This window comes from Noviherbaspirillum phoenicis, assembly GCF_047237965.1.
Lineage (GTDB): Bacteria > Pseudomonadota > Gammaproteobacteria > Burkholderiales > Burkholderiaceae_D > Noviherbaspirillum_A.
In genome coordinates this window covers 2,081,434-2,103,331 of record NZ_JBDFLX010000001.1, presented here as the reverse complement: position 1 = coordinate 2,103,331, position 21,898 = coordinate 2,081,434, and the positions used below count along the sequence as shown (strand labels likewise).

Annotated in this window: 14 protein-coding genes; 11 read left to right on the top strand and 3 right to left on the bottom strand. The window is 67.0% G+C overall.

From position 1 onward, the window contains the following. Positions 1 to 68 precede the first annotated feature (68 nt). The 3 genes from ABC383_RS09580 to ABC383_RS09570 are packed head-to-tail and all read left to right on the top strand — an operon-like array spanning position 69 to position 1,879. Complete coding sequence (locus ABC383_RS09580; RefSeq protein ID WP_413013459.1) at positions 69 to 1,328, top strand: NAD(P)/FAD-dependent oxidoreductase; 1,260 nt, start codon at positions 69 to 71, stop codon at positions 1,326 to 1,328. Positions 1,329 to 1,337: 9 nt separating this feature from the next. Continuing rightward, positions 1,338 to 1,589 (top strand): MoaD/ThiS family protein, encoded by a 252-nt coding sequence (locus tag ABC383_RS09575; RefSeq protein ID WP_217345455.1) that lies wholly within the window; start codon positions 1,338 to 1,340, stop codon positions 1,587 to 1,589. Beyond that, on the top strand, positions 1,586 to 1,879 hold the full coding sequence (locus ABC383_RS09570; protein WP_413013456.1) for a hypothetical protein: 294 nt from the start codon (positions 1,586 to 1,588) through the stop codon (positions 1,877 to 1,879). Before ABC383_RS09575 ends, ABC383_RS09570 begins: the two co-directional genes overlap by 4 nt. A 661-nt stretch (positions 1,880 to 2,540) precedes the next feature. On the opposite strand, the gene ABC383_RS09565 is transcribed toward ABC383_RS09570, so the two are convergent. Further along, the gene (locus ABC383_RS09565; RefSeq protein ID WP_413012379.1) at positions 2,541 to 3,920 is read right to left on the bottom strand and encodes an IS701 family transposase; all 1,380 of its coding nucleotides are present in this window, start codon (positions 3,918 to 3,920) and stop codon (positions 2,541 to 2,543) included. Positions 3,921 to 4,347: 427 nt separating this feature from the next. Between ABC383_RS09565 and dcd the strand changes: the two genes are divergently transcribed. The 6 genes from dcd (at position 4,348) to ABC383_RS09535 (ending at position 16,223) form a co-directional block, all read left to right on the top strand. Then, on the top strand, positions 4,348 to 4,917 hold the full coding sequence (gene dcd / locus ABC383_RS09560) for a dCTP deaminase (RefSeq protein WP_194715837.1): 570 nt from the start codon (positions 4,348 to 4,350) through the stop codon (positions 4,915 to 4,917). Positions 4,918 to 4,928: 11 nt separating this feature from the next. Further along, positions 4,929 to 6,731 carry a chorismate-binding protein gene (locus tag ABC383_RS09555; RefSeq protein ID WP_413013454.1) on the top strand — a complete coding sequence of 601 codons (1,803 nt, stop codon included), beginning with the start codon at positions 4,929 to 4,931 and terminating at the stop codon, positions 6,729 to 6,731. Between the two features lie 140 nt (positions 6,732 to 6,871). Then, the gene (locus ABC383_RS09550; RefSeq protein ID WP_413013452.1) at positions 6,872 to 7,117 is read left to right on the top strand and encodes a hypothetical protein; all 246 of its coding nucleotides are present in this window, start codon (positions 6,872 to 6,874) and stop codon (positions 7,115 to 7,117) included. 90 nt (positions 7,118 to 7,207) lie between these two features. Next, a complete protein-coding gene (locus tag ABC383_RS09545) occupies positions 7,208 to 9,403 on the top strand; it encodes a type I secretion system permease/ATPase (RefSeq protein ID WP_413013450.1) in 2,196 nt (731 codons plus the stop codon). Continuing rightward, on the top strand, positions 9,390 to 10,781 hold the full coding sequence (locus ABC383_RS09540) for an HlyD family type I secretion periplasmic adaptor subunit (protein WP_413013448.1): 1,392 nt from the start codon (positions 9,390 to 9,392) through the stop codon (positions 10,779 to 10,781). The genes ABC383_RS09545 and ABC383_RS09540 overlap by 14 nt, the downstream gene beginning before the upstream one ends. 333 nt (positions 10,782 to 11,114) lie before the next feature. Further along, complete coding sequence (locus tag ABC383_RS09535; RefSeq protein ID WP_413013447.1) at positions 11,115 to 16,223, top strand: cadherin domain-containing protein; 5,109 nt, start codon at positions 11,115 to 11,117, stop codon at positions 16,221 to 16,223. Positions 16,224 to 16,251: 28 nt separating this feature from the next. Here the strand turns inward: ABC383_RS09535 and ABC383_RS09530 are convergent, their stop codons facing one another. Continuing rightward, on the bottom strand, positions 16,252 to 17,856 hold the full coding sequence (locus ABC383_RS09530; RefSeq protein WP_413013445.1) for a histidine kinase famiy protein: 1,605 nt from the start codon (positions 17,854 to 17,856) through the stop codon (positions 16,252 to 16,254). 254 nt (positions 17,857 to 18,110) lie between these two features. Here ABC383_RS09530 and ABC383_RS09525 point away from each other — a divergent pair, with 254 nt between their 5' ends. Together ABC383_RS09525 and ABC383_RS09520 are read left to right on the top strand one after the other, a co-directional pair. Then, positions 18,111 to 19,136: an XdhC family protein gene (locus ABC383_RS09525; protein WP_413013443.1), complete on the top strand. Its 1,026-nt coding sequence runs from the start codon at positions 18,111 to 18,113 to the stop codon at positions 19,134 to 19,136. Positions 19,137 to 19,258: 122 nt separating this feature from the next. Then, complete coding sequence (locus ABC383_RS09520) at positions 19,259 to 20,122, top strand: pirin family protein (RefSeq protein ID WP_413013441.1); 864 nt, start codon at positions 19,259 to 19,261, stop codon at positions 20,120 to 20,122. 85 nt (positions 20,123 to 20,207) lie between these two features. On the opposite strand, the gene ABC383_RS09515 is transcribed toward ABC383_RS09520, so the two are convergent. After that, entirely contained in the window at positions 20,208 to 21,605 is a 1,398-nt protein-coding gene (locus tag ABC383_RS09515; RefSeq protein ID WP_413013439.1) for a metallophosphoesterase family protein, read from the bottom strand. Between the last annotated feature and the right edge of the window lie 293 nt (positions 21,606 to 21,898).

The following is a 21,898-nucleotide window of genomic DNA, read 5'->3' as shown; positions in this document are numbered from 1 at the left end:
TCTTTCATGCAGGGCAGGCGTCGCCGGCAAGGCGCCGGCGACGCCTTGCCTGTTTACCGGAAACCACCATGAAACATCTGATCATAGGCAACGGTCCGGCTGGCGTGATCGCCGCCGAGACCATCGTCGGCCATGCGCCGCAGGACCAGGTCGTGCTGCTGGGCGACGAACCGGAACCAAGTTATTCGCGCATGGCCATTCCCTATCTGCTGATGGGCAACATCACCGAGCAGGGCACTTACCTGCGCAAGGACCCGCAGCATTTCAGCAGCCGCGGCATCCGCCTGGAGCATGGCCGCGCCAGGAGCATCGACACAGCGGCCAGCATCGTCCACTTGGCCGATGGCCGCGGCTTGAGCTATGACCGGCTTCTGCTGGCCACCGGCTCGTCGCCGGTGGCGCCGCCGATTCCGGGCATGGACAGCCCCGGCGTGCATACCTGCTGGACCATGGAAGACGCGCGCCGCATCATGCAGCTGGCCCAGCCTGGCGCGCGGGTGGTGCAGATGGGCGCCGGCTTCATCGGCTGCATCATCATGGAAGCGCTCGCCGCGCGCGGCGTGGATCTTTCCGTGATCGAGATGGGCGACCGCATGGTGCCGCGCATGATGGGCGCCGGCGCCGGCAACATGATCAAGGCCTGGTGCCAGCACAAGGGCATCAAGGTCTATACGTCGACACGGGTCAACGCCATCGAGCCTGGCACGCCGCTGCGTCTTACGCTCTCCAGCGGCGAGGTGGTGGAAGCCGACCTGATCATTTCCGCCACCGGCGTCAAGCCGCAGATCGACATTGCCAGGGACAGCGGCATCCATTGCAAGGATGGCATCCTGGTGGACGCCACCATGCAGTCCAGCGTGCCCGGCATCTATGCCGCCGGCGACTGCGCCGAGGCATTCGACCAGGCCACCGGTCACACCGTGGTGTCGGCGATCCAGCCGAATGCGGCCGAGCAGGGACGCTGCGCCGGCATGAACATGGTCGGGCGCGCGCTGCGCATGACCGATGTGCCGCAGATTAATGTGCTCGACACCCTGGGCCTGATCTCCACTTCCTTCGGGCGCTGGGACGGCGTGCCTGGCGGCGAGCATGCCGAACTGATCGACGTGCCGGCATTCCGCTTCCTGCGCCTGGAATTCGAAGGCGACCGGCTGATCGGTTCCAACGCGGTCGGCCATACCCAGCATGCCGGCGTGCTGCGCGGCCTGATCTCGCAACGGGTCAGGCTGGGCGCCTGGAAGGACCGGTTGAAGGAAGACCCGACGCGGCTGATGGAAGCCTATATCGCCTGTGCCCAGCAGCAGGAAGTGTGGCGGCATGCAAGCTGAGTCCGTGGCATGAGGATTACCTTCAAGTTGTATGCGACCCTGTCTGACTACCTGCCGGCAGGGCAGCGCCATAACGCGGTGGAACTCGATATCGATCCGGCCACCACCATCGGCGACCTGATCGAGCGTTTCAACCTGCCGAAGAAGCTGGTGCACCTGGTGCTGGTCAACGGCGTCTATGTGGAGCCGTCGCAGCGCATGGCGCGCACGCTGGAAGCCGGCGACGCGCTGGCGATCTGGCCGCCGGTCGCGGGTGGATGACGGCCGACCACGAGCTGTACCGGGAGATGGGCTGCACCCGGGAGGAGTTTTTGCGCTGGCTGCCGGGCGCAACTCGCAACGCGCCCATCATCAGCATCGGCGACCTGCATACCGTGCTGTCTGACCAGGGCACTGTGGAGATCGCCCTGAGCGAACTGCCGCCACGGCGCATCGCCAGCATCACGCTGCCGGTGTTGGGCGTGCGCTTCCGGTTCGTCGCCATGGAGGAGGCGCAGTGGTCGGCGTTTCTGAAGTATTTCGATCATTACACCCGGCGCGGGGGCGGCTGAGCCGTTCCTGCGCATGACCGGTTGCGCAATGCCCTTCGGGTATTGCGCCCTACGAGATGATTGCTTGGGTGAGGTACCGAGGCAGGGCGGAGTGGCCCGCGGGGGCAATGTACGGAAGTTGCCGTTGCGGTTGCAGTTGCAGTTGCAGTCGCTTTTGAAGTGGCCGTTGTAGTGAAATCCCGTTGAGCGCGCCGTGTCAGCGGTGCCCGGAGCGGGAAAAGGTGCGGCGTCTGTTTGAGCCAAGCTTTAGCTTGGCGAGTTTAGCCGCGCCCCGCTCCGGGTACCGCTGGCACGGGGACCCCGCGCAGCGGGGCGCGATCACCGGGTCGCCTTTTTTGGTTACTTTTTTGGCGAAGCAAAAAAGTAACCCGGCCGCCGGGACGGACCCCCGGCTTGTCTCCACGGCAGTGCAATCGCATTGCGTCACCCGGCAACGCCCGGGCAGCACTGTCGGTGTTGTTGTTGACGTTGACGTTGACGTTGACGTTGACGTTCGTGTTGAAACCTCAAACTTCAAACGTCAAAAGCAACTGCTGCTTCGCAGTGACGTCTTTACGCCTGGTGACCCAATGCGCATGTCCTCGCATCATGACCAGGCCGGGTGTTCGCCCCGGCAGGCGACCTACTTCTTTTGCTTCGCCAAAAGCTGGACTTTGTCCATTCAAGCGGCGTAACTGAGCGTATCAGTCAGGCGCAGAAACAAATCCGTCGGGATTTTTATCATGTCTGGTGGTTTTTCAGAGATCGCTAAATGATCGGCTTGCCACAGCCATCGCCGTACCATGGCAATGGTGTCGGAGAAGGTGGCGCACTCCTTGCGATACCAGGCTGCCTGACGAACCGTGATGACTTGTGATGTCAGCAGTTGACTTGCCAGCAACGTCACCACCGAGTACAGGCCCAGGATGGCGGGCGTAGCCCGGGCAATGGCGCGGTCAGACCATTGCCGCTGGGTTTGCACGCCCAGATGGGCACGTGCTTCTTCGAAGGTCACTTCGATCTGCCAGCGCTTGACGAACCAGTTCAGGATCTGCGGCGCACTGGCCTTCTGGTCGGTGCAGAGAAAGGCCTGGGTCTTGAGTTGCTTCATAGGGTCGCGTACCAGCACCCAGCGCAGGGGCACTGCCGGCGCGCCACCGTGGTACCACAGGGCGGTGCCGGTGGCCACGTCAAGCCGCTTGTGCGTGTGCCCGTACCAATAAGCCAGCGTGATGGCTTTCCATTGCGTATCTGCGGCATCCAGCACCTGCTGCAACTTCGGCAGTGCATGGCCGACGAGCCGTGGCCGCCCGCGCGTGCCGGGCACCCGCGCAGGCGCCGGTTCGTACAAGGCTGCATCGAGTCGCAGGCGCGTGACCATGGTCACGTCGCGCCGCACCGCGGCAAGCAGATGAAGCACCGAGAAGCTGTTGTCGGCCACAACCACGATGCGCCGATCGGGCAGCCAGCGATGCACCTGGCGCAGCATCTGACGGGCTCGGTCCGTCAGCGTGACCGGCTGGCGACGGCGGTTGGCGTAGTAGCGCGCCGAGGGCGTCAGAGCGCAACAGAAGGGCAAGGCCCAATGACGCTGTGCCCAGGGAATGGGCACCACCAGCATCAGGCAAAGCCATCGCAGGCCGCTGGTCTTGACGACATTGCTGTGGCTGGACCAGACCGGGTCGCGGTAGATGCCACGAGCGGCAATCCTGGCGCCGCGCCGGCGCTCGATGGTATCGTCCAGCGCCATGACCAGAGGGCCCAAGGGAGCGAAGGCGTCGATGAGTGCCATGAGCAAACGCCGGCTTGCCTGCAGGGTCGACCATGTGTTGCGATTGAGCACCCGATGGAAGCGTTGGAACTGTTGGTCTTCAGACAGGCCCATGACGCGCAGGATGGCCGTCACGGTGCGCGAACCCACAGCAAGGATGGCCCCCTTGATCAGGATCTGAACGGAGTGCCATACCCGCTTGGAAAACAGGGGACGGAATACTAAACTGCAATCGGTAAGCTCGGGGAACGATGGCATGATGCACCTCTCGTTGCGGAGTCGGTGCTTCATGGTAGAACTCTTCGGGCTTACCCGCTGTGGAAAAATGGACAAAGTCCAGCAAAAGAAGTAGGCAAGAAAAGGCGACCCGGTGATCGCGCCCTCGCTGCGCGAGGGTCCCCGTGCCGTCGATGCATGGAGCGGGGCGCGGCTAAACTCGCCAAGCTGCGCTTGACTCAGACAGACGCCGCACCTTTTCCCGCTCCACGCACCGACGTCACGGCGCGCTCAACGGGACTTAAAAGCAACTGCAACTTCAAAAGCAACGGCAACGGCCACGGCAGAAGCAACGGCAACGGCCACGGCAACGGCAACGGCCACGGCCACGGCAACGGCAACGGCCACGGCCACGGCATTGCGCCACCGCCTTCCCATCGGTCCCGCGCCGCTTTTCGCGTAAAATCGCGCGCTATCCCCATTTCTTCCCGATAGCACCCACATGACCATCAAATCCGACAAGTGGATACGCCGCATGGCCGAACAGCACGGCATGATCGAACCCTTCGAGCCGGGCCAGGTGCGCACCGCGGCCAACGGTCAAAAGATCGTGTCCTACGGCACGTCTTCCTACGGCTACGACATCCGCTGCGCCGACGAATTCAAGATATTCACCAACATCAACAGCACCATCGTCGACCCCAAGAACTTCGACGAGAACTCCTTCGTCGACATCAAGAGCGATGTCTGCATCATCCCGCCGAACTCCTTCGCGCTGGCCCGCACCATCGAATACTTCCGCATTCCGCGCAGCGTGCTCACCATCTGCCTGGGCAAGTCGACCTATGCCCGCTGCGGCATCATCGTCAACGTCACGCCCTTTGAGCCGGAATGGGAAGGCTATGTGACGCTGGAGTTTTCCAACACCACGCCGCTGCCGGCCAAGATCTATGCCGGCGAAGGCTGCGCCCAGGTGCTGTTCTTCGAAAGCGACGAGGTCTGCGAAACTTCCTACCGCGACCGCGGCGGCAAGTACCAGGGCCAGCGCGGCGTGACCCTGCCCAAGACCTGAGCCGGACTGCCATGCAGCAGGAATGCTGGGTCCTGCTGGACGATTGCAATGCCAAGGCCGACGCGCCCACCTCGCGCCTGTATTCGGGCTACAGCGAGACCCTGGAATGCGCCGATGCCGGCGGACTCAACATTTGGATGGCACAGATCCAGGAAGCGCTCGACGGCGGCCGCTGCGCCGTGCTGCTCTGCGATTACGAGCTGGGCGCCGGGCTGCATGGCATCGCCGTGCGGCCAGGACAGGGGCCGGCCGCACGGGCGCTGCTGTTTGCGCAGTGTCGCCGGCTGTCGCGCCAGCAGGCCGACGACTGGCTGGCTGCCCAGGCCGGTGAGGCGCCGGCCGGCATCGCTGGACTGAAGGCGGGCGAGGACGCGCACCGTTTCGCCGATGCCATCGGCCGCATCCACGCCTGGCTGGAAGCCGGCGACGCCTACCAGATCAACCATACCTGGCGCTTCCACTTCGATGTCTGGGGCGAGCCTGCCGCCCTGTACCGGCGCCTGCGCGCGCGCCAGCCTGTGCCTTACGGCGCGCTGGCGCTGCTGCCCGACGGCGCCGCCGTGCTGTCGCTGTCGCCCGAACTGTTCATGCGCCAGCAAGGCCGCACCCTGACGGCCCAGCCGATGAAGGGCACCGCGCCCGCCGCCGGCGACGCCGCGCTCGATGCCGTCACCGCGGCGCAGATGCAGGCCGATCCCAAAACCCGGGCCGAGAACCTGATGATCGTCGACCTGCTGCGCAACGACTTCGGGCAGGTGGCCGAGACCGGCTCGGTGACGGTGCCGGCGCTGTTCCAGGTCGACCGCTACGGCGCGGTGCTGCAGATGACCTCCACCGTCAAGGCCACGCGGCGCACCGATGCCGGCTTTGCCCGCATCCTCTCGGCGCTCTATCCCTGCGGCTCGGTCACCGGGGCGCCGAAGCGGCGCGCAATGCAGATCATCCGTGAACTGGAAGACACGCCGCGCGGCATCTACACGGGTGCGATCGGCTGGCTGGAGGCTTCGGGCGACTTCTGCCTGTCGGTGCCGATCCGCACCCTGGCGCTGGCCGCGCCGCAAGGCGGCGTGCGCGCCGGCGTGCTGGGCGTGGGCGCCGGCATCGTGCATGACAGCCGGGCGCAGGACGAGTACCAGGAATGCCTGCAGAAGGCGCGCTTCCTGACCGGCCTGCCGCAGGAATTCACGCTGTTCGAGACCATGCATGCAACGCGCGATGCAGGCTGCCGGCATCTGGAGCGGCACCTCGCGCGGCTGGCTGCCTCGGCCCGCTATTTCGGCTTTGGCTGGGACGAGCCGGCACTGCGCGCCCGGATCGCCGCCGCCTGCATCGCGCTCGGCGAGGGCGAGCATGCGCTGAAGCTGGTGCTGTCCTTTAACGGCGAGGCGACGCTTGCGGCCAGTCTGCTGGCGCCCTGGCCGCAGCCGGTGTCGGTGCTGCTGGCGCCGCAGCCCACTGTCTCCGACGACCTTTTCCTGCGCCACAAGACCAGCCTGCGCGCGCGCTACGACCAGGCCTGGCGCAGCGCCCAGGAGCAGGGCGCATTCGACATGCTGTTCCACAACGAGAAGGGCGAACTGACCGAAGGCGGCCGCAGCAATGTCTTCCTCCGGCTGGACGGCCAGTGGCTGACGCCGCCGCTGGAGGCTGGCGTACTGCCGGGCGTGATGCGCGGCGTGCTGCTGGACGACCCGGCCTGGCGCACGCGCCAGGCGCGCCTGACGATGGCGGACCTGCATCGGGCCGAGCAGATCGTGGTGTGCAATGCGCTGCGCGGGGCGATGCGGGCGCGGGTCGCTGGTGGGGTGGCCTAGGGCGCGATGCCGCTGCGGGGTATTGCGCCCTGGGGCAGGGGCGGGCATGGTATTGAACGGCTGCGGCATGCCCGCCGTCGCGCCGGGCGCTGCCATTGCCGGCTGCGCTCCTCTCCGCATCACACTGCAAAGGAACCGCCATGCCTACCACTACCCATCCACGTCTTCATTCGCCGCTGCGCGCCACCGGCGCCCAGGCAGCGGGCAGCCTGGCGCTGGGCGCCGCGGCCGCCGGTGCACTGGCCATCGGGGCATTGGCCATCGGCGCGCTTGCCATCGGCGCGCTGTCGGTCGGCAGGGCACGCATCCGCCGTCTGGAAATCGACGAACTCGTGGTGAAAAATCTCAGCGTGACCGGCTCGCTGGACCTGCCCGGGCGCGACTGAAGCCTGGGTGCAACGCGCCGCTTGTGCAATCTCAAGGTCGTCCGGCCCACCTGCCGTTAGGGTAAGGCAACGACTTTTGCGACTGGCGCCATGCCCCATGCCGATGCCCTGAATCACGCCGACAGCGCCGAGAACGCCGCCACGCCAGATGCGGACTGGCAGGTCCCCGCCGCCGCAATGGCGCATGACGACCCGCTGCTGGCCTGCCTGCTGGCGCTGGCGCGGCTGCATGAACGGACCATCAGCGCCGCGGCGGTGCTGGCCGGCCTGCCGCTGGTGGACGCTCGCCTGACGCCGGAACTGTTCGTGCGCGCGGCGCGTCGCTTCGGCCTGGATGCGGCGCTGTCGCGCCGGTCGCTCGACCAGGTCAGCGCCGGCATGCTGCCGGTGGTGCTGCTGCTCGACGGCCGCGATGCCTGCGTGCTGACCGGCGTCGAAGGCGACAGCGCGCAGCTGATCCTGCCGCAGGAAGGCGCCGTCGTGCTGCCGCTGGCGCTGCTGCGGCAGCGGCATGCCGGCGTGGTGATCCTGGCCCGGCCGCTGGTGTCGGCCGACGCCCGCAGCGCGGCCAGCGCGCCGCCGGCCCGTGCGCAGTGGCTGCGCGACGCGGTGCTGCCGCTGTGGCCGCTGTATGGCGAAGTGCTGGCGGCTTCGCTGATGATCAACCTGTTCGCCTTGTGCATGCCGCTGTACTCGATGAATGTGTATGACCGGGTGGTGCCCAACCAGGCCGAGGCCACGCTGTGGGCGCTTTCCGCGGGCATGGCCATCGTGCTGGTGTTCGACTTCGGCATGCGCATGCTGCGCGGCTATTTCATCGACATCGCCGGCCGCCGCATCGACTTGCAGCTGTCCTCGCAGGTGTTCCAGCGGGTGCTGGACCTGAAGATGGCGGCGCGGCCGCAGTCGGCCGGCGCATTCGCCAACAACCTGCAGGAATTCGAAAGCGTGCGCGACTTCGCCACCTCCGCCACCATGGCCGCGCTGGTGGACCTGCCCTTTGTCGCGCTGTTTCTGGCGGCGATGTTCTGGGTCGGCGGCAGCCTGGGCTGGATACCGGTGCTGGCCATCCCCGTGATCGTCGGCGTCGGCCTGCTGCTGCAGTTGCCGCTGGCGCGGCTGGTGGCAAGCAGCAGCCGCCTCGGCGCGCAGCGCCAGGCGGTGCTGGTGGAAAGCCTGGTCGGCCTGGAAGCGATCAAGGCCGCCGGCGCCCAGGGCATGCTGCAGCGGCGCTGGGAAGCCCTGGTCAGCCAGCTGGCGCGGATGGGCCTGCGGGCACGGCTGCTGTCGGCCTGCGCGGTCAATTTCGCGCAGTTTGCGCAGCAGGCGGCGTATCTGCTGGTGATCGTGTTCGGCGCGCTCAGGATCGCGGAAGACAGGCTGACGCTGGGCGGCCTGATCGCCTGCACCATCCTGGCCGGGCGGGCGCTGGCGCCCTGGTCGCAACTGGCCACGCTGCTGACCCGCTACCACCAGGCGCGCAATGCGCTGCACGCCACCGGCAAGATCATGGCGCTGCCGGTGGAGCATGAGGCCGGCCGCCAGTTCCTGCAGCGCGGGGCTATCCGTGGCGAGATCGAGCTGCGCAACGTGCGCTTTGCCTATCCCGGCCAGCAGGCCGAGGCGCTGGCCGGCGTGTCGCTGCGCATCGCCGCTGGCGAGCGCGTGGCCATCATCGGCCGCATCGGGTCGGGCAAGACCACGATCGAGAAGCTGGTGATGAACCTGTATGCGCCGGACGCCGGCGCGGTGCTGGTCGACGGCACCGATGTGCGCCAGCTCGACCCGGCGCTGCTGCGGCGCCAGATCGGCCATGTGCCGCAGGACATCAACCTGTTTTACGGCAGCATCCGCGACAACATCGTGCTGGGCGAGAGCGGCGTGGACGACGAGGCCATGCTGCGCGCGGCCGCCATCGGCGGCGTGGCCGACTTCGTGGCGGCGTCGGCCGAGGGCTACGATCAGCAGGTCGGCGAGCGCGGCGTGAATCTGTCGGGCGGCCAGCGCCAGGCCATCGCGATCGCCCGCGCCGAACTGCTGGCGCCGCCCATCCTGCTGCTCGACGAGCCCAGCAGCGCGATGGACGCCCGTTCCGAGCAGCTGTTCAAGGAAAGGCTGGGCGCGCAGCTGGCGGGACGCACCCTGGTGCTGGTGTCGCACCGCGGCTCGCTGCTGTCACTGGTGGACCGGGTGCTGGTGATGGACCAAGGCCGGCTGGTGGCCGACGGGCCGCGCGATGCCGTCCTGGCCGCGCTGGCGGCGGGCAAGGTCCATGTCGCGCGCTGAACAGAAGGCGCGCCCGGTGTCGGGCTGGGAGCCGGCGACGGCGGCGCTGCCGGAGCCGGTCAATGATGCCGACTACCTGCATGGCGTGGCCGGCATGCTGGCGCACGGTCCACGCCGCGTCACCCGCTGGGCGTTCTGGCTGGGCCTCCTGTTCTGGCTGGTGGCGCTGGCCTGGGCGGCGCTGGCGAAGGTGGATGAATTCACGGTGGCCGAAGGCAAGGTGATTCCGTCGTCGCGAGTGCAGCAGGTGCAGAACCTGGAAGGCGGCATCATCGCCGAGGTATTGGTGAAGGACGGCGACAGCGTGGCCCGCGACCAGCCGCTGCTGCGCATCGACAAGGTGCGCTTCGCATCGCAGTCGGAAGAGGGCAGGGCCAAGAACCGGGCGCTGCTGGCGCGCATTGCGCGCCTGTCGGCCGAGGCCAGCGGCCAGCCGTTCAGCGCGCCCGAACAGCTTGCCGGCAGCCATCCGGCGCTGGTGGCGCAAGAGTCGGCGCTGTATGCCAGCCGGCAGCAGGCGCTGCGCGCCAATCTCGCGGTGCTGCGCCAGCAGCTGGGGCAGCGCGAACAGGAACTGGCGGAGAAGCGCGCCCGCCAGCAGCAGCTGCAGCAGAGCCATGCGCTGGTGAGCCGCGAGCTGGGCATGGTGCGGCCCATGGCCAACCAGGGCTATATCACCCAGCTCGACGCGGTGCGCCTGGAGCGCCAGGCCAATGACCTGCAGGGCGAACTGGACGCCGCGCGCCTGGCGCTGCCGCGCCTGGAAGCGGCGCTGCGCGAGGCGCGCGAGAAGGTCGATGAACTGGCGTCGCGCTTTCGCGCCGACGCGATGAAGGAGCTCAGCCTGGCGCGCGCCGAGCAGCAGGCGCTGGCCGCGGCCAACACCGAGCTGGAAGACAGGCTGCGCCGCACCGAGGTCAGGGCGCCGGTGGCCGGCGTGGTCAAGCAGCTCAAGGTGCACACGGTGGGCGGCGTGATCCAGCCCGGCATGGAGCTGATGGAGATCGTGCCGCGCGAGGACAGCCTGCTGATCGAGGCGCGGGTGCGGCCGGCCGACATCGCCTTCCTGCGCGTCGGACAGGAGGCCATGGTCAAGCTCAGCGCCTACGACTTCACGATCTATGGCGGCTTTCCCGGCACGCTGGAGCATATCGGCGCCGACACGGTGACGCCGGAACGTCCGGGCGAACGCGCGGAAAGCTATTACCCGGTGCAGGTGCGCACCCGCGGCAGCACGCCCACCGGCGGCGGCGCGGCGCTGTCCATCATGCCCGGCATGGTCGCCAGCGTGGACATCCGCACCGGGCGCAAGACCGTGCTGCACTATTTGCTCAAGCCGATCATGAAGGTCAAGGACGGCATGTTGCGGGAGCGCTAGGAGCCTGCGCGGCGGAAGGCTTTGATGCGAAACGTGCGAAACACGAGGACAGTTTGGTAGTGCCAACAAGCCCAGGGGGCAAAGCACTGCTTTGCCGAACCCCTGGGCGCAGGTGGTGATGCCGAACTGGGCCGTTTTCTCGCGCATTGCAGCCGCCGACCCTTCTGCCGCGCAGGCTCCTAGAGCAACTGGCGACTGTCTGATCGGCGTCAGGCCTGGCAGCCGCGCTGTTGATCCATATCGTCATTGGTTCGCGACGCTGCTTTAGCGTCATAAGATTGACCAAGCATCCGGCGGCACCGCTGCTGGGTGGAAGTTTGCGGGGATTCGGGCATGGCTACCATCAATGGCACCAACGGTGCGGACAACCTGGTCGGCACCAGCACTGCCGACACCATCAACGGGCGCAACGGCAATGACACGCTGCGCGGCAACGGCGGGCGCGACACCCTGACCGGCGGCGCCGGCAACGACACCTTCGTCTACCTGGCAGTCACCGATTCGGCCGCGAGCGGCAACTGGGATCTGATCACCGACTTCACCCGGGGCGCCGACCGGATCGACCTGTCGGCCCTGCTCGGCGCCACCGACTTGGTATGGGGCGGTACGACGCCCACCGCCAACGGCGTCTGGTACACCAGGAGCGGCACGACCATCTCCGTTTTCGTCGATACCAACGGCGCGCCGGGAACGGCGGAAATGCGGATCGACTTGCAGAACATGGCAAGCGGCACCGTGCTCAGCGCCAGCGACTTCATCGGCGTGGCAGCGCCTCCCAACACCGCGCCGTCCTTCACCTCGCCGGCTGCGTTCACCGTGGCCGAGAACAGCACCGCGGTGGGCACGGTGGCGGCAACCGATGCCGAGAGCCAGGCGCTGACCTACAGCCTGGTGGCAGGCGGCGACGCGGCGCTGTTTACCATCAATGCCACCACAGGCGCATTGAGCTTTGCGGCAGCGCCCAACTTCGAGGTCCCGACCGATGTCGGCGCCAATAACGTCTACAACCTGACCGTGCAGGCCAGCGACGGCGCGCTGAACACCACGCAGGCGATTGCGATAACGGTCACCAATGTGAACGAGGCGCCGGCGTTCACCTCGCCACAAGCCTTCAGCATGGCCGAGAACAGCACCGCGGCCGGCACCGTGGCGGCGGCCGATCCCGAAGGCCAGGCCCTGACCTACAGCCTGGTCGCGGGCGGCGACGCGGCGCTGTTCAACGTCAATGCCACCACCGGCGCATTGAGTTTCATCACCGCGCCCAACTTCGAGGCGCCGGGCGATGTCGGCGCCGACAATGTCTATAACGTCACCGTGCGGGCCAGCGACGGCACGTTGAACACCACGCAGGCAATTGCCGTCACTGTCACCGATGTCAACGAGAACCCGACCGGCGCGGCGCCCGTGTTTTCCTCGGCCACGGCGGCCTACAACGTGGCCGAGAACAGCACCGCGGTGGCCACCATCACCGCGACCGGTGCCGACAGCCCGGCGCTGACCTACAGCATCGCCGGCGGCGACGACGCGGCCCGCTTCGCCATCAACGCCACCACCGGCGCCTTGCGCTTCGTGACCGCGCCCGACTTCGAGTCTCCCACCGATGTGGGCGCCAACAACGTCTACAACGTCACGGTGCAGGCTAGCGACGGCACGCAGTCGGCCAGCCAGGCGGTTGCGGTGACGGTGACCAACGTGGTCAATGAAGTCCTGACCGGGGACGCCAATGCCAACACGCTGGTGGGCGCAGGCGGCAACGACACCATCAGCGGCGCGGGCGGGGCGGATACCCTGACCGGTGGCGGCGGCAGCGATGTGTTCGTGTACCAGACCACGACCGAGTCCACGCCCAATGCGAACTGGCAGACGCCGCCGGACGCGACGGTCACCCGCACCTGGGACGCCATCACCGATTTCACCCAGGGCACGGACCGCATCGACCTGTCGGCGCTGCTGGGCGCCACCGACCTGGCCTGGGGCGGGCAGACCGGCAACAGCAACACGGTGTGGTACGCCAAGTCGGGCACCAGCACCTTCATCTATGTGGATGTCGGCGGCGACGGCCAGCCGCCGCCGGAGCTGATGATCGAGCTGCGCAACACGCAGGCGCTGGTGCCGGTGGCAACCGACTTCATCGGCGTGGTGGGCGGCAGCCCGGCGGGCAACAACACCGCGCCGACCTTCACATCGCCGGCTACGTTCACCGTGGCGGAGAACAGCACGGCGGTGGGCACGGTGGCGGCAACCGATGCCGAGAGCCAGGCGCTGACCTACAGCCTGGTGGCAGGCGGCGACGCGGCGCTGTTTACCATCAATGCCACCACAGGCGCATTGAGCTTTGCGGCAGCGCCCAACTTCGAGGTCCCGACCGATGTCGGCGCCAATAACGTCTACAACCTGACCGTGCAGGCCAGCGACGGCGCGCTGAACACCACGCAGGCGATTGCGATAACGGTCACCAATGTGAACGAGGCGCCGGCGTTCACCTCGCCACAAGCCTTCAGCATGGCCGAGAACAGCACCGCGGCCGGCACCGTGGCGGCGGCCGATCCCGAAGGCCAGGCCCTGACCTACAGCCTGGTCGCGGGCGGCGACGCGGCGCTGTTCAACGTCAATGCCACCACCGGCGCATTGAGTTTCATCACCGCGCCCAACTTCGAGGCGCCGGGCGATGTCGGCGCCGACAATGTCTATAACGTCACCGTGCGGGCCAGCGACGGCACGTTGAACACCACGCAGGCAATTGCCGTCACCGTGACCGACGTCAACGAGAACCCGACCGGCGCGGCGCCCGTGTTTTCCTCGGCCACGGCTGCCTACAACGTGGCCGAGAACGGCACCGCGGTGGCCACCATCACCGCCACCGATGCCGACAGCCCGACGCTGACCTACAGCATCGCCGGCGGCGACGATGCGGCCCGCTTCGCCATCAACGCCACCACCGGCGCCTTGCGCTTCGTGACCGCGCCCGACTTCGAGTCTCCCACCGATGTGGGCGCCAACAACGTCTATAACGTCACGGTGCAGGCCAGCGACGGCACGCAGTCGGCCAGCCAGGCGGTTGCGGTGACGGTGACCAACGTGGTCAATGAAGTCCTGACCGGGGACGCCAATGCCAACACGCTGGTGGGCGCAGGCGGCAACGACACCATCAGCGGCGCGGGCGGGGCGGATACCCTGACCGGTGGCGGCGGCAGCGATGTGTTCGTGTACCAGACTACGACCGAGTCCACGCCCAATGCGAACTGGCAGACGCCGCCGGACGCGACTGTCACCCGCACCTGGGACGCCATCACCGATTTCACCCAGGGCACGGACCGCATCGACCTGTCGGCGCTGCTGGGCGCCACCGACCTGGCCTGGGGCGGGCAGACCGGCAACAGCAACACGGTGTGGTACGCCAAGTCGGGCACCAGCACCTTCATCTATGTGGATGTCGGCGGCGACGGCCAGCCGCCGCCGGAGCTGATGATCGAGCTGCGCAACACGCAGGCGCTGGTGCCGGTGGCAACCGACTTCATCGGTGTGGTGGGCGGCAGCCCGGCGGGCAACAACACCGCGCCGACCTTCACATCGCCCAATGCCTTCAGCATTCCCGAGAACAGCACCGCGGTGGGCACGGTGGCGGCAACCGATGCCGAGAGCCAGGCATTGACCTACAGCCTGGTGACAGGGGGCGACGCGGCGCTGTTCAACATCAACGCCGCCACCGGCGCACTGAGTTTCATTACCGCGCCCAACTTCGAAGCCCCGGCCGATATCGGCGCCAATAACGTCTACAACCTGAGCGTGCAGGCCAGCGATGGCACGCTGAACACCACGCAGGCGATTGCCATTACCGTCACCGACGTGGTCGAGGCGCCGGCCAATACGGCGCCCGTGTTTTCCTCGCCGACAGCGGCTTACAACGTGGCGGAGAACACTACTGCAGTGGCGACGATCACTGCCACCGATGCCGACAGCCCGACGCTGACCTACAGCATCGCCGGCGGCGACGATGCGGCCCGCTTCGCCATCAACGCCGCCACCGGCGCGCTCCGTTTCGTGACTGCGCCGGACTTCGAGGCGCCGGTCGATGTCGGCGCCAACAACGTCTACAACGTCACCGTACAGGCCAGCGACGGCGCTCTCGCCGCCAGCCAGGCCGTCACGGTGACAGTGACCAATGTGCTGGTGGAACCCATCGCCGGCACCGCGGGCAACGACACCCTGAACGGCACCACCGGCACCGACGTCTTCGATATCAGCGCCGGCGGCAACGACACGGTGACGGCGGGCGCCGGCAGCGACACCATCCTTGCCGGCGCCGCGTTCAACGCCAATGACCGCATCGACGGCGGCTCGCCGGCCGACGACACGGTGGAAACCGACACCCTGGCGCTCAACGGCGACTATGCCGCAGGCGTCACGCTCACCGCGACCACGCTGGTCAATGTCGAAGAGATCACGCTCGGCGCAGGCAACAGCTACAGCCTGACCTTCAACGATGCCAACGCGGTGGCAACCACCGTCACCGTCGACGGCTCGGCCCTGGGCGCGGCCAATACCATGACCATCAATGCCAGCGCCGAGACGGAGTCGTCCTATACCATCACCGGCGGCGCCGGCAACGACGTGCTCACCGGCGGCGCCTGGTCGGACTACTTCGACATCAGCTTCGGCGGCAACGACATCGTCACCGGCAATGCCGGCCGCGACTCGGTATATGCCGGCGCGGCGATGACCGCGGCCGACCAGTTCAACGGCGGCGCCGGCGTCGACACGCTCTACCTGAGCGGCGACTACAGCGCCGGCCTGACCTTCGGCGCAAGCACCCTGGTCGGCGTCGAGGTCATCGTGGTCCAGGCTGGCAACAACTACAACCTGACCATGAACAACGCCATGCTGACCGGCACCCAGCAGGCCAGCGTGGAGGGCTTCGGGCTGGGAAGCGCCAACAGCCTGACCGTCAATGCCTCGGCCGAGACCGACACCGGCACCGTCTATACCCTGAGCGGCGGCGCCGGCAATGACAACCTCACCGGCGGCGCCGGCAACGACGTGCTCAACGGCGGCGCGGGCAACGACATCCTGGTAGGGGGCGCCGGCAACGACATCCTGACTGGCGGCGCGGGCAACGATACGCTCACCGGCGGGCTGGGCAACGATGTCTACGACTACAACACGCTGAGCGACCGCGGCACCACCGGCGACATCATCACCGCCTTCAGCAAGACCGGCACCAACGGCGTCGATACCCTGAACCTGCATGACCTGCTGCTCACGTTCACCGGCTACAACGGCGCCAATGCCTTCAGCGGCGGCTACCTGCAGTTCGATACGTCGTCTGGCGCCAATACCGTGGTGCGGGTCGACAGCACCGGCGGCGCCAACAGCTTCGTCACGCTGGCCACGCTGAACGGCACGCTGCTGCTGCAGTCCGATACCGCCAACTACGTGCTGTGAGCGCAGGCTCTCCGGCGCCTGCGGGTTTTCAGCTCACGCCGGAAGGCCCGGCCAGCACCGCCTTGACCCGCCGCGCCAGTTCCTCGCGGCGATAAGGCTTGTTGATGATGTCGAATTCGGCATGCCCGGTCTCGTTGCGTTCCAGCGCCGGATCGGCATAGCCGGTGGTCAGAAGGATGCGCAGTCCCGGATGCTGCCGCTTGGCCTCGCGCGCCAGCATCACGCCGTTCATGCCGCCTGGCATGATCAGGTCGGAAAACAGCAGCGCAATGCCGGCCGTGCTGTCGAGCGCCTTGAGCGCCTCGGCCGGGCTGGTCACCACGATGCTGTGGTAGCCGAGGCTCTCCAGCATGGCCTGCGCCAGTTCGGCCACCTCCATCCTGTCGTCCACCACCAGGATGGTTTCACCGGTTCCGGCATCAGGCGTGAAGGCCGGCGTAAAGGTGGTGCCAGGAATGGCGTTCTCGGTGGCGGGAAAGTAAAGCCGCACCGTGGTGCCGACGCCGACTTCGGAATACAGGTAGACCGCGCCACCGGACTGCTTGGCAAAGCCATACACCATCGACAGGCCCAGCCCAGTGCCTTTGCCTTCCTCCTTGGTGGTGAAGAAGGGGTCCATCACCCGGTTGAGCAGTTCCGGCGCAATGCCGGCGCCCGTATCGGTGACGGCGATGGAGACGTGGCGGCCAGCCTGCAGGCCGGAGAAGATATGCAGGTCTTCCTCGTTGATGACTTCATTGCGGGTGCGCAGCGTCAGCAGGCCGCCGCCCGGCATGGCGTCGCGCGCATTGAGCAGGATGTTGAGCAGGGCCACTTCCATCTGGGTCGGATCGACCTGGCAGTTCCATAGATCGGGCGCGGGCTCGGTGCGCAGCGTGATTTCGCTGCCCAGCGTGCGGCGCGCCAGGTCGGCCAGGTTTTCGGTCAGCGAGTTGAGGTTGAGGGTGCGGCCGTAGAGCCGCTGCTTGCGCGCGAACGCCAGCAGCCGTTGCGTCAGCAACGATGCCTTGTTGACGGCGCTGCGCACGCTGTCGACGTGGCGGCGCAACTGGCCACGGTCCGGGTTGGGCGTGGTCAGGTTCAGGTCCATCATCTCGAGATAGCCGGCCATCACCTGCAGCAGGTTGTTGAAGTCGTGGGCAATGCCGCCGGTCAGCTGGCCCAGCGCTTCCATCTTCTGCGCCTGCCCCAGCGCTTCCTCGGCATCGCGGCGCCGGCTGACGTCGAGCTGCGAACCGAAGAAATAGACCAGTTCGCCACTGGCATCGAACACCGGCGAGACAAACAGCGCATTCCAGAAGGACGAGCCGTTCTTGCGGTAATTCAGGATTTCCAGCGCGACATCGCGCCGCTCGCGGATCGCCTGGCGCATCTCGGCCACGGTGGCCGGATCGGTTTCCGGGCCCTGCAGGAAACGGCAGTTATTGCCCACCACTTCTTCCACGGCGTAGCCTGTCATCTGCAGGAAGGCCGGATTGGCGAACACGATCGGGTTGTCGGGCTTGCGCGGGTCGGTCACGACCATCGGCATGCGGGTCTTCTCGACCGCGGCAAAGAAGATATCGCGTTCGCCCAGCGCGTCGTTGGCTGGTGCGGTTGTCTGGCGGTGGCGCTGGGTTTCTGATGTGGGCATGGTATCGGGGCGTCGCCAGTGCAGCCGCGAGCACCTTTCCGCACGGCTTGCTGATGAGTTGCGAGTTATGGATGTTGTACTCTAGGCAGCTTTTCCGCGGCTGTCTGTAAGCGCAGCGGCAGGAACTATGTAGGATTTTGACTTTTCGGAAAGTACGGCATTGCGTTGCCATGGTCCGACGCACCTCCATCCGCATCAACATCGGCCGCTGCCGGATGTGGCATAGTCTGGCGGTTTCCCGGACTCTTTTCGCCATGGACAGCATAGACCTCGACGTACTCAAGACCTGCGAGCAGTGGATCGCCCAGGGCCGACCCTGCCAGCTGGTGACGGTGATCCGCACCTGGGGCTCCAGCCCGCGCCCCGAAGGCGCCACCCTCGGCTTGTCCGGCGACGGGCAGGTGATCGGTTCAGTCTCGGGCGGCTGCGTGGAAGACGACCTGATCGCCAGGGTACGGGCCGAGGGCATTACCCATACCCGGCCAGAGATCGTGACCTATGGCATCACCGCCGACGAGGCCCATCGCTTCGGGTTGCCCTGCGGCGGCACCATCGAACTGGCGATCGAGCCGCTGTCGGCAAGGAGCCGCATCGGCGAACTGCTGGCGCAGCTCGGCCGGCACCAGCTGGTGGCGCGCCGGCTCGACCTCGCCACCGGAGACGTGACGCTGAGCCCGGCCAGCCCCGGCATGAGCATGCAGGTGTCGTCGTCGGCGCTGACGACGGTGCATGGACCACGCTGGCGCCTGCTCATCATAGGCGCCGGCCAGCTGTCGGCCTTTCTGGCGCAGATCGCTATCGGCATGGAATACCAGGTGACGGTGTGCGACCCGCGCGAGGAATACCGCAGCAGCTGGAACGTGCCGGGCGTGGACGTGGTGCATGCGATGCCGGACGACCTCGTGCTCGACATGCGGCTCGACGCGCGCAGCGCGGTGGTGGCCCTGACGCATGACCCCAAGCTCGATGACCTGGCCCTGATGGAAGCGCTGAAGTCGCCGGCCTTCTATGTCGGCGCCATCGGTTCGCGCGCCAACAACGCCAAGCGCCGCGAGCGGCTGAAGCTGTTCGACGTCAGCGATGAGGAACTGGCGCGCCTGCATGGCCCGATCGGCCTCTACATCGGCAGCAAGACGCCGGCCGAGATCGCCATTTCGATCCTGGCCGAGCTGACGGCGGTAAAGAATGGCGTGCAGCTGCCGGCCGGGATGCAGGTGGAGGCCGCCAAGCGCGCCGCGCAGCAGGCGCAGAGCGCGGCGTCCTGCGGCATCACCGGCTAGGAGCCTGCGAAGCGGCGCATTGTGCCGCTCGCGGCATGCTGTTTCCCGCAAGGGCCGTCTTCACGCCGCGGCGTTTCGTCCCCATCATTGCAGCCTGTGCCAAATGCATGAAAGGATGCGCCATGAGCAGCAAGACACTGCAACGCCAGCATGAGGCGCTGCGCGACGATATCGGAGACCTGATCACGCGCCGCCCCTTGCCCGGCCCCGGCCTGGACACGCGCCGGCTCGACCCCTTCCTGTTCCTGAACCACCACGGACCGCAGGTCTATGGCCGCGACAACCGCGGCCTGCCATTCGGCCCGCATCCGCATCGCGGCTTTGAGACCGTGACCTTCATCCTGCAGGGATCGCTGGCGCACCGCGACAGCGGCGGCCATGAAAGCGTGATCGACGAGGGCGGGGTGCAGTGGATGACGGCCGGCAGCGGCCTGATCCATGAGGAAGTGTCGCCACGGGCCTTCCTGGAAAGCGGCGGGCCGCTGGAGATCCTGCAACTGTGGGTCAACCTGCCGGCGCGGCTGAAGATGACGCAGCCGCGCTATACCGGCCTGCAGAAGGAAGCGATACCGGCGCTCCCCACCGCGGACGGCCGCGGCACGGTCAACCTGATCGCCGGAAGCTGGCAGGGCCGGCAGGGCCCGTTCCAGTCGCTGACGGGCGTATTCATGAGCACGGTGACGCTGGCCGCCGGCGGCAGCGTACGCTTCGAGGGACTGGCCGGGCGCCATGTGTTCCTGTACCTGGCGCGCGGGACGATCCGCATCGGCGATGAAGCCGCGCAGCAGCACCGGCTGCTGCAGCTGAGCGACGAAGGCGACATGGTCGACATCGTCGCCGACTCGGATGCGGTATTGCTGTTCGGCCATGCCCAGCCCATCGGCGAGCCGGTGGTGGCCCACGGCCCGTTCGTGATGAACACCCGCGAGGAGATCCAGCAGGCCGCCCGCGACTACATGGACGGCAAGTTCGGGGCTGCGCTCTAGCGGCGCAAGGAAATCGCCGCATCCCGCGCGGCAGCCACGGGAATGGCAGGCACGATTGCGCAGGTGCGTGGCCTGCCGCCTGCCATCAGGCCGCGATCCGGCCCGTGCGGTCGCACAGCAGGCGCCGGCCCTGCTGGCTGCAGGTCGCCATCACCTTGCCGCCGGCGGTATAGGCCTTGTAGGTCCATCCGTTGCCGCCGCGCTCCATCAGCATGAAGCCGAAGGTGGTGCTGTGGGTAATGCGTTCCAGCGTCACGCCCGGGGCCGGCGCCAGCGGCGGCAGGGGCGATGGCAGGGCAGGGCTGACGTCGTCGCCGCCATTGCCGCTGACGATGGTGGCCGGATGGTCCGTAGCGAAGGTGAGCGCCTGGAAACTGTGCACATGGCCATGCAGCGCGAGCTGTATGCCGGCCGGATAATAGGCAAGGCCATTGACCTGCGCCATGGCGTCCTGTAGCGGCACATTGCCGCCGACAAGTTTGCCGTTATCCAGCATCTCGTAGGCCAGCACCGGATGATGGCTGGCAAAGAAGCTGCCGCCGCGCACGCCGCCGGCCAGCCGGGCCACGCTCATCATCTGCTGCTGGTAGTTCAGCGACTTCGGATCATCCACGGCCAGCTTGGCAAACCCCGCCTTTGACGAGTCGAACACGATGAACTGGTCGCCGCCGCCCAGCGGCACCGCGTACGGCGGCGACAGGTTGGCCACGGTGTCGTTGCCCGCATCATTGCAGCTGCGTGCCGGCGTATAGGGCTCGGGCGCCAGGAAGCGGAACCAGCCCTGGCCGGCGCGCGCGCATTCCTCGTGATTGCCGCGCACGACCACCCAGGGAGCCGCCTCCAGCAACGGCGCGGCCGGCTTGAACAGATCGGCCTGCCACGTATCCCAGCCATAGCCCCAGGGACTGTCCTTGCAGCCGGCATTGCCCTCCGGGCAGGCGGTTTCGCGGTAATGGTAGTCGCCAACGTGCAGCACCAGGTCGGGCTTCAGGCTGGCCGCGGTGGCGGCAATGCGTGCCAGCGGCCACTGGTCGGCGTTATTGCAGTCCTGGAAGGCATTGTCGGCCTTCTTCATGCGGCAGCCGGTGTCGCCCAGGATGACGATGCGCTGCGGCTGCGCCTTGGGCAAGGGCAAGGTCTGGCCGCCGATGCTGGCGCTGGCGGCACCGGCCGGCAGGGTCGCCTCGCAGGTAATCACCGGGAAGTCGGATGGCTTGGAGTCGGCGGGCGCACTGGCGGTGGGACGCTGCGGCATGGTACCGCTGCCCGCCCGCAACTGCATGCGTTTCCCCACACTGCCAATGTTGATGATGGGGCAGGCGCCGTAGGTGCTGATTGCCCGGGCAACCGCCGCGCCATCTGCGCCAACCACCACATAGCTGTATTGCAGGTATTCAGGCTGGCTTGCTTCATCATTGTCATCCGAGAGGCCGTTACAACCGGCGACGAGCATGGCAAGCGCCAGCCCCATGAGTTTTTGCATGACTTGTCCTTGATTGGTTCCGGCCCGGACGGAATGGGAAGGGGCGGCGTGTTGCAGCCGCGTGGGCAATGTTCTGTTGCCGCTACCGTTTAGCCGGTTCACTTTATTAACGGCGCCGTGAAATCCGGGCGGCATCCTGTGATTCGCCTACGGCAAGACGGGCCTGTGAGCGCTGAAAGCACAGGTGGGAGGCCGGACTGGACGTGGCGAATCGACACCGCGGCAAGGCCGGCAGGCCTGGACTTCAAAAAGTTTATGTTAATGTTTCACGTCGTCAAAAAGACGCCGCAACG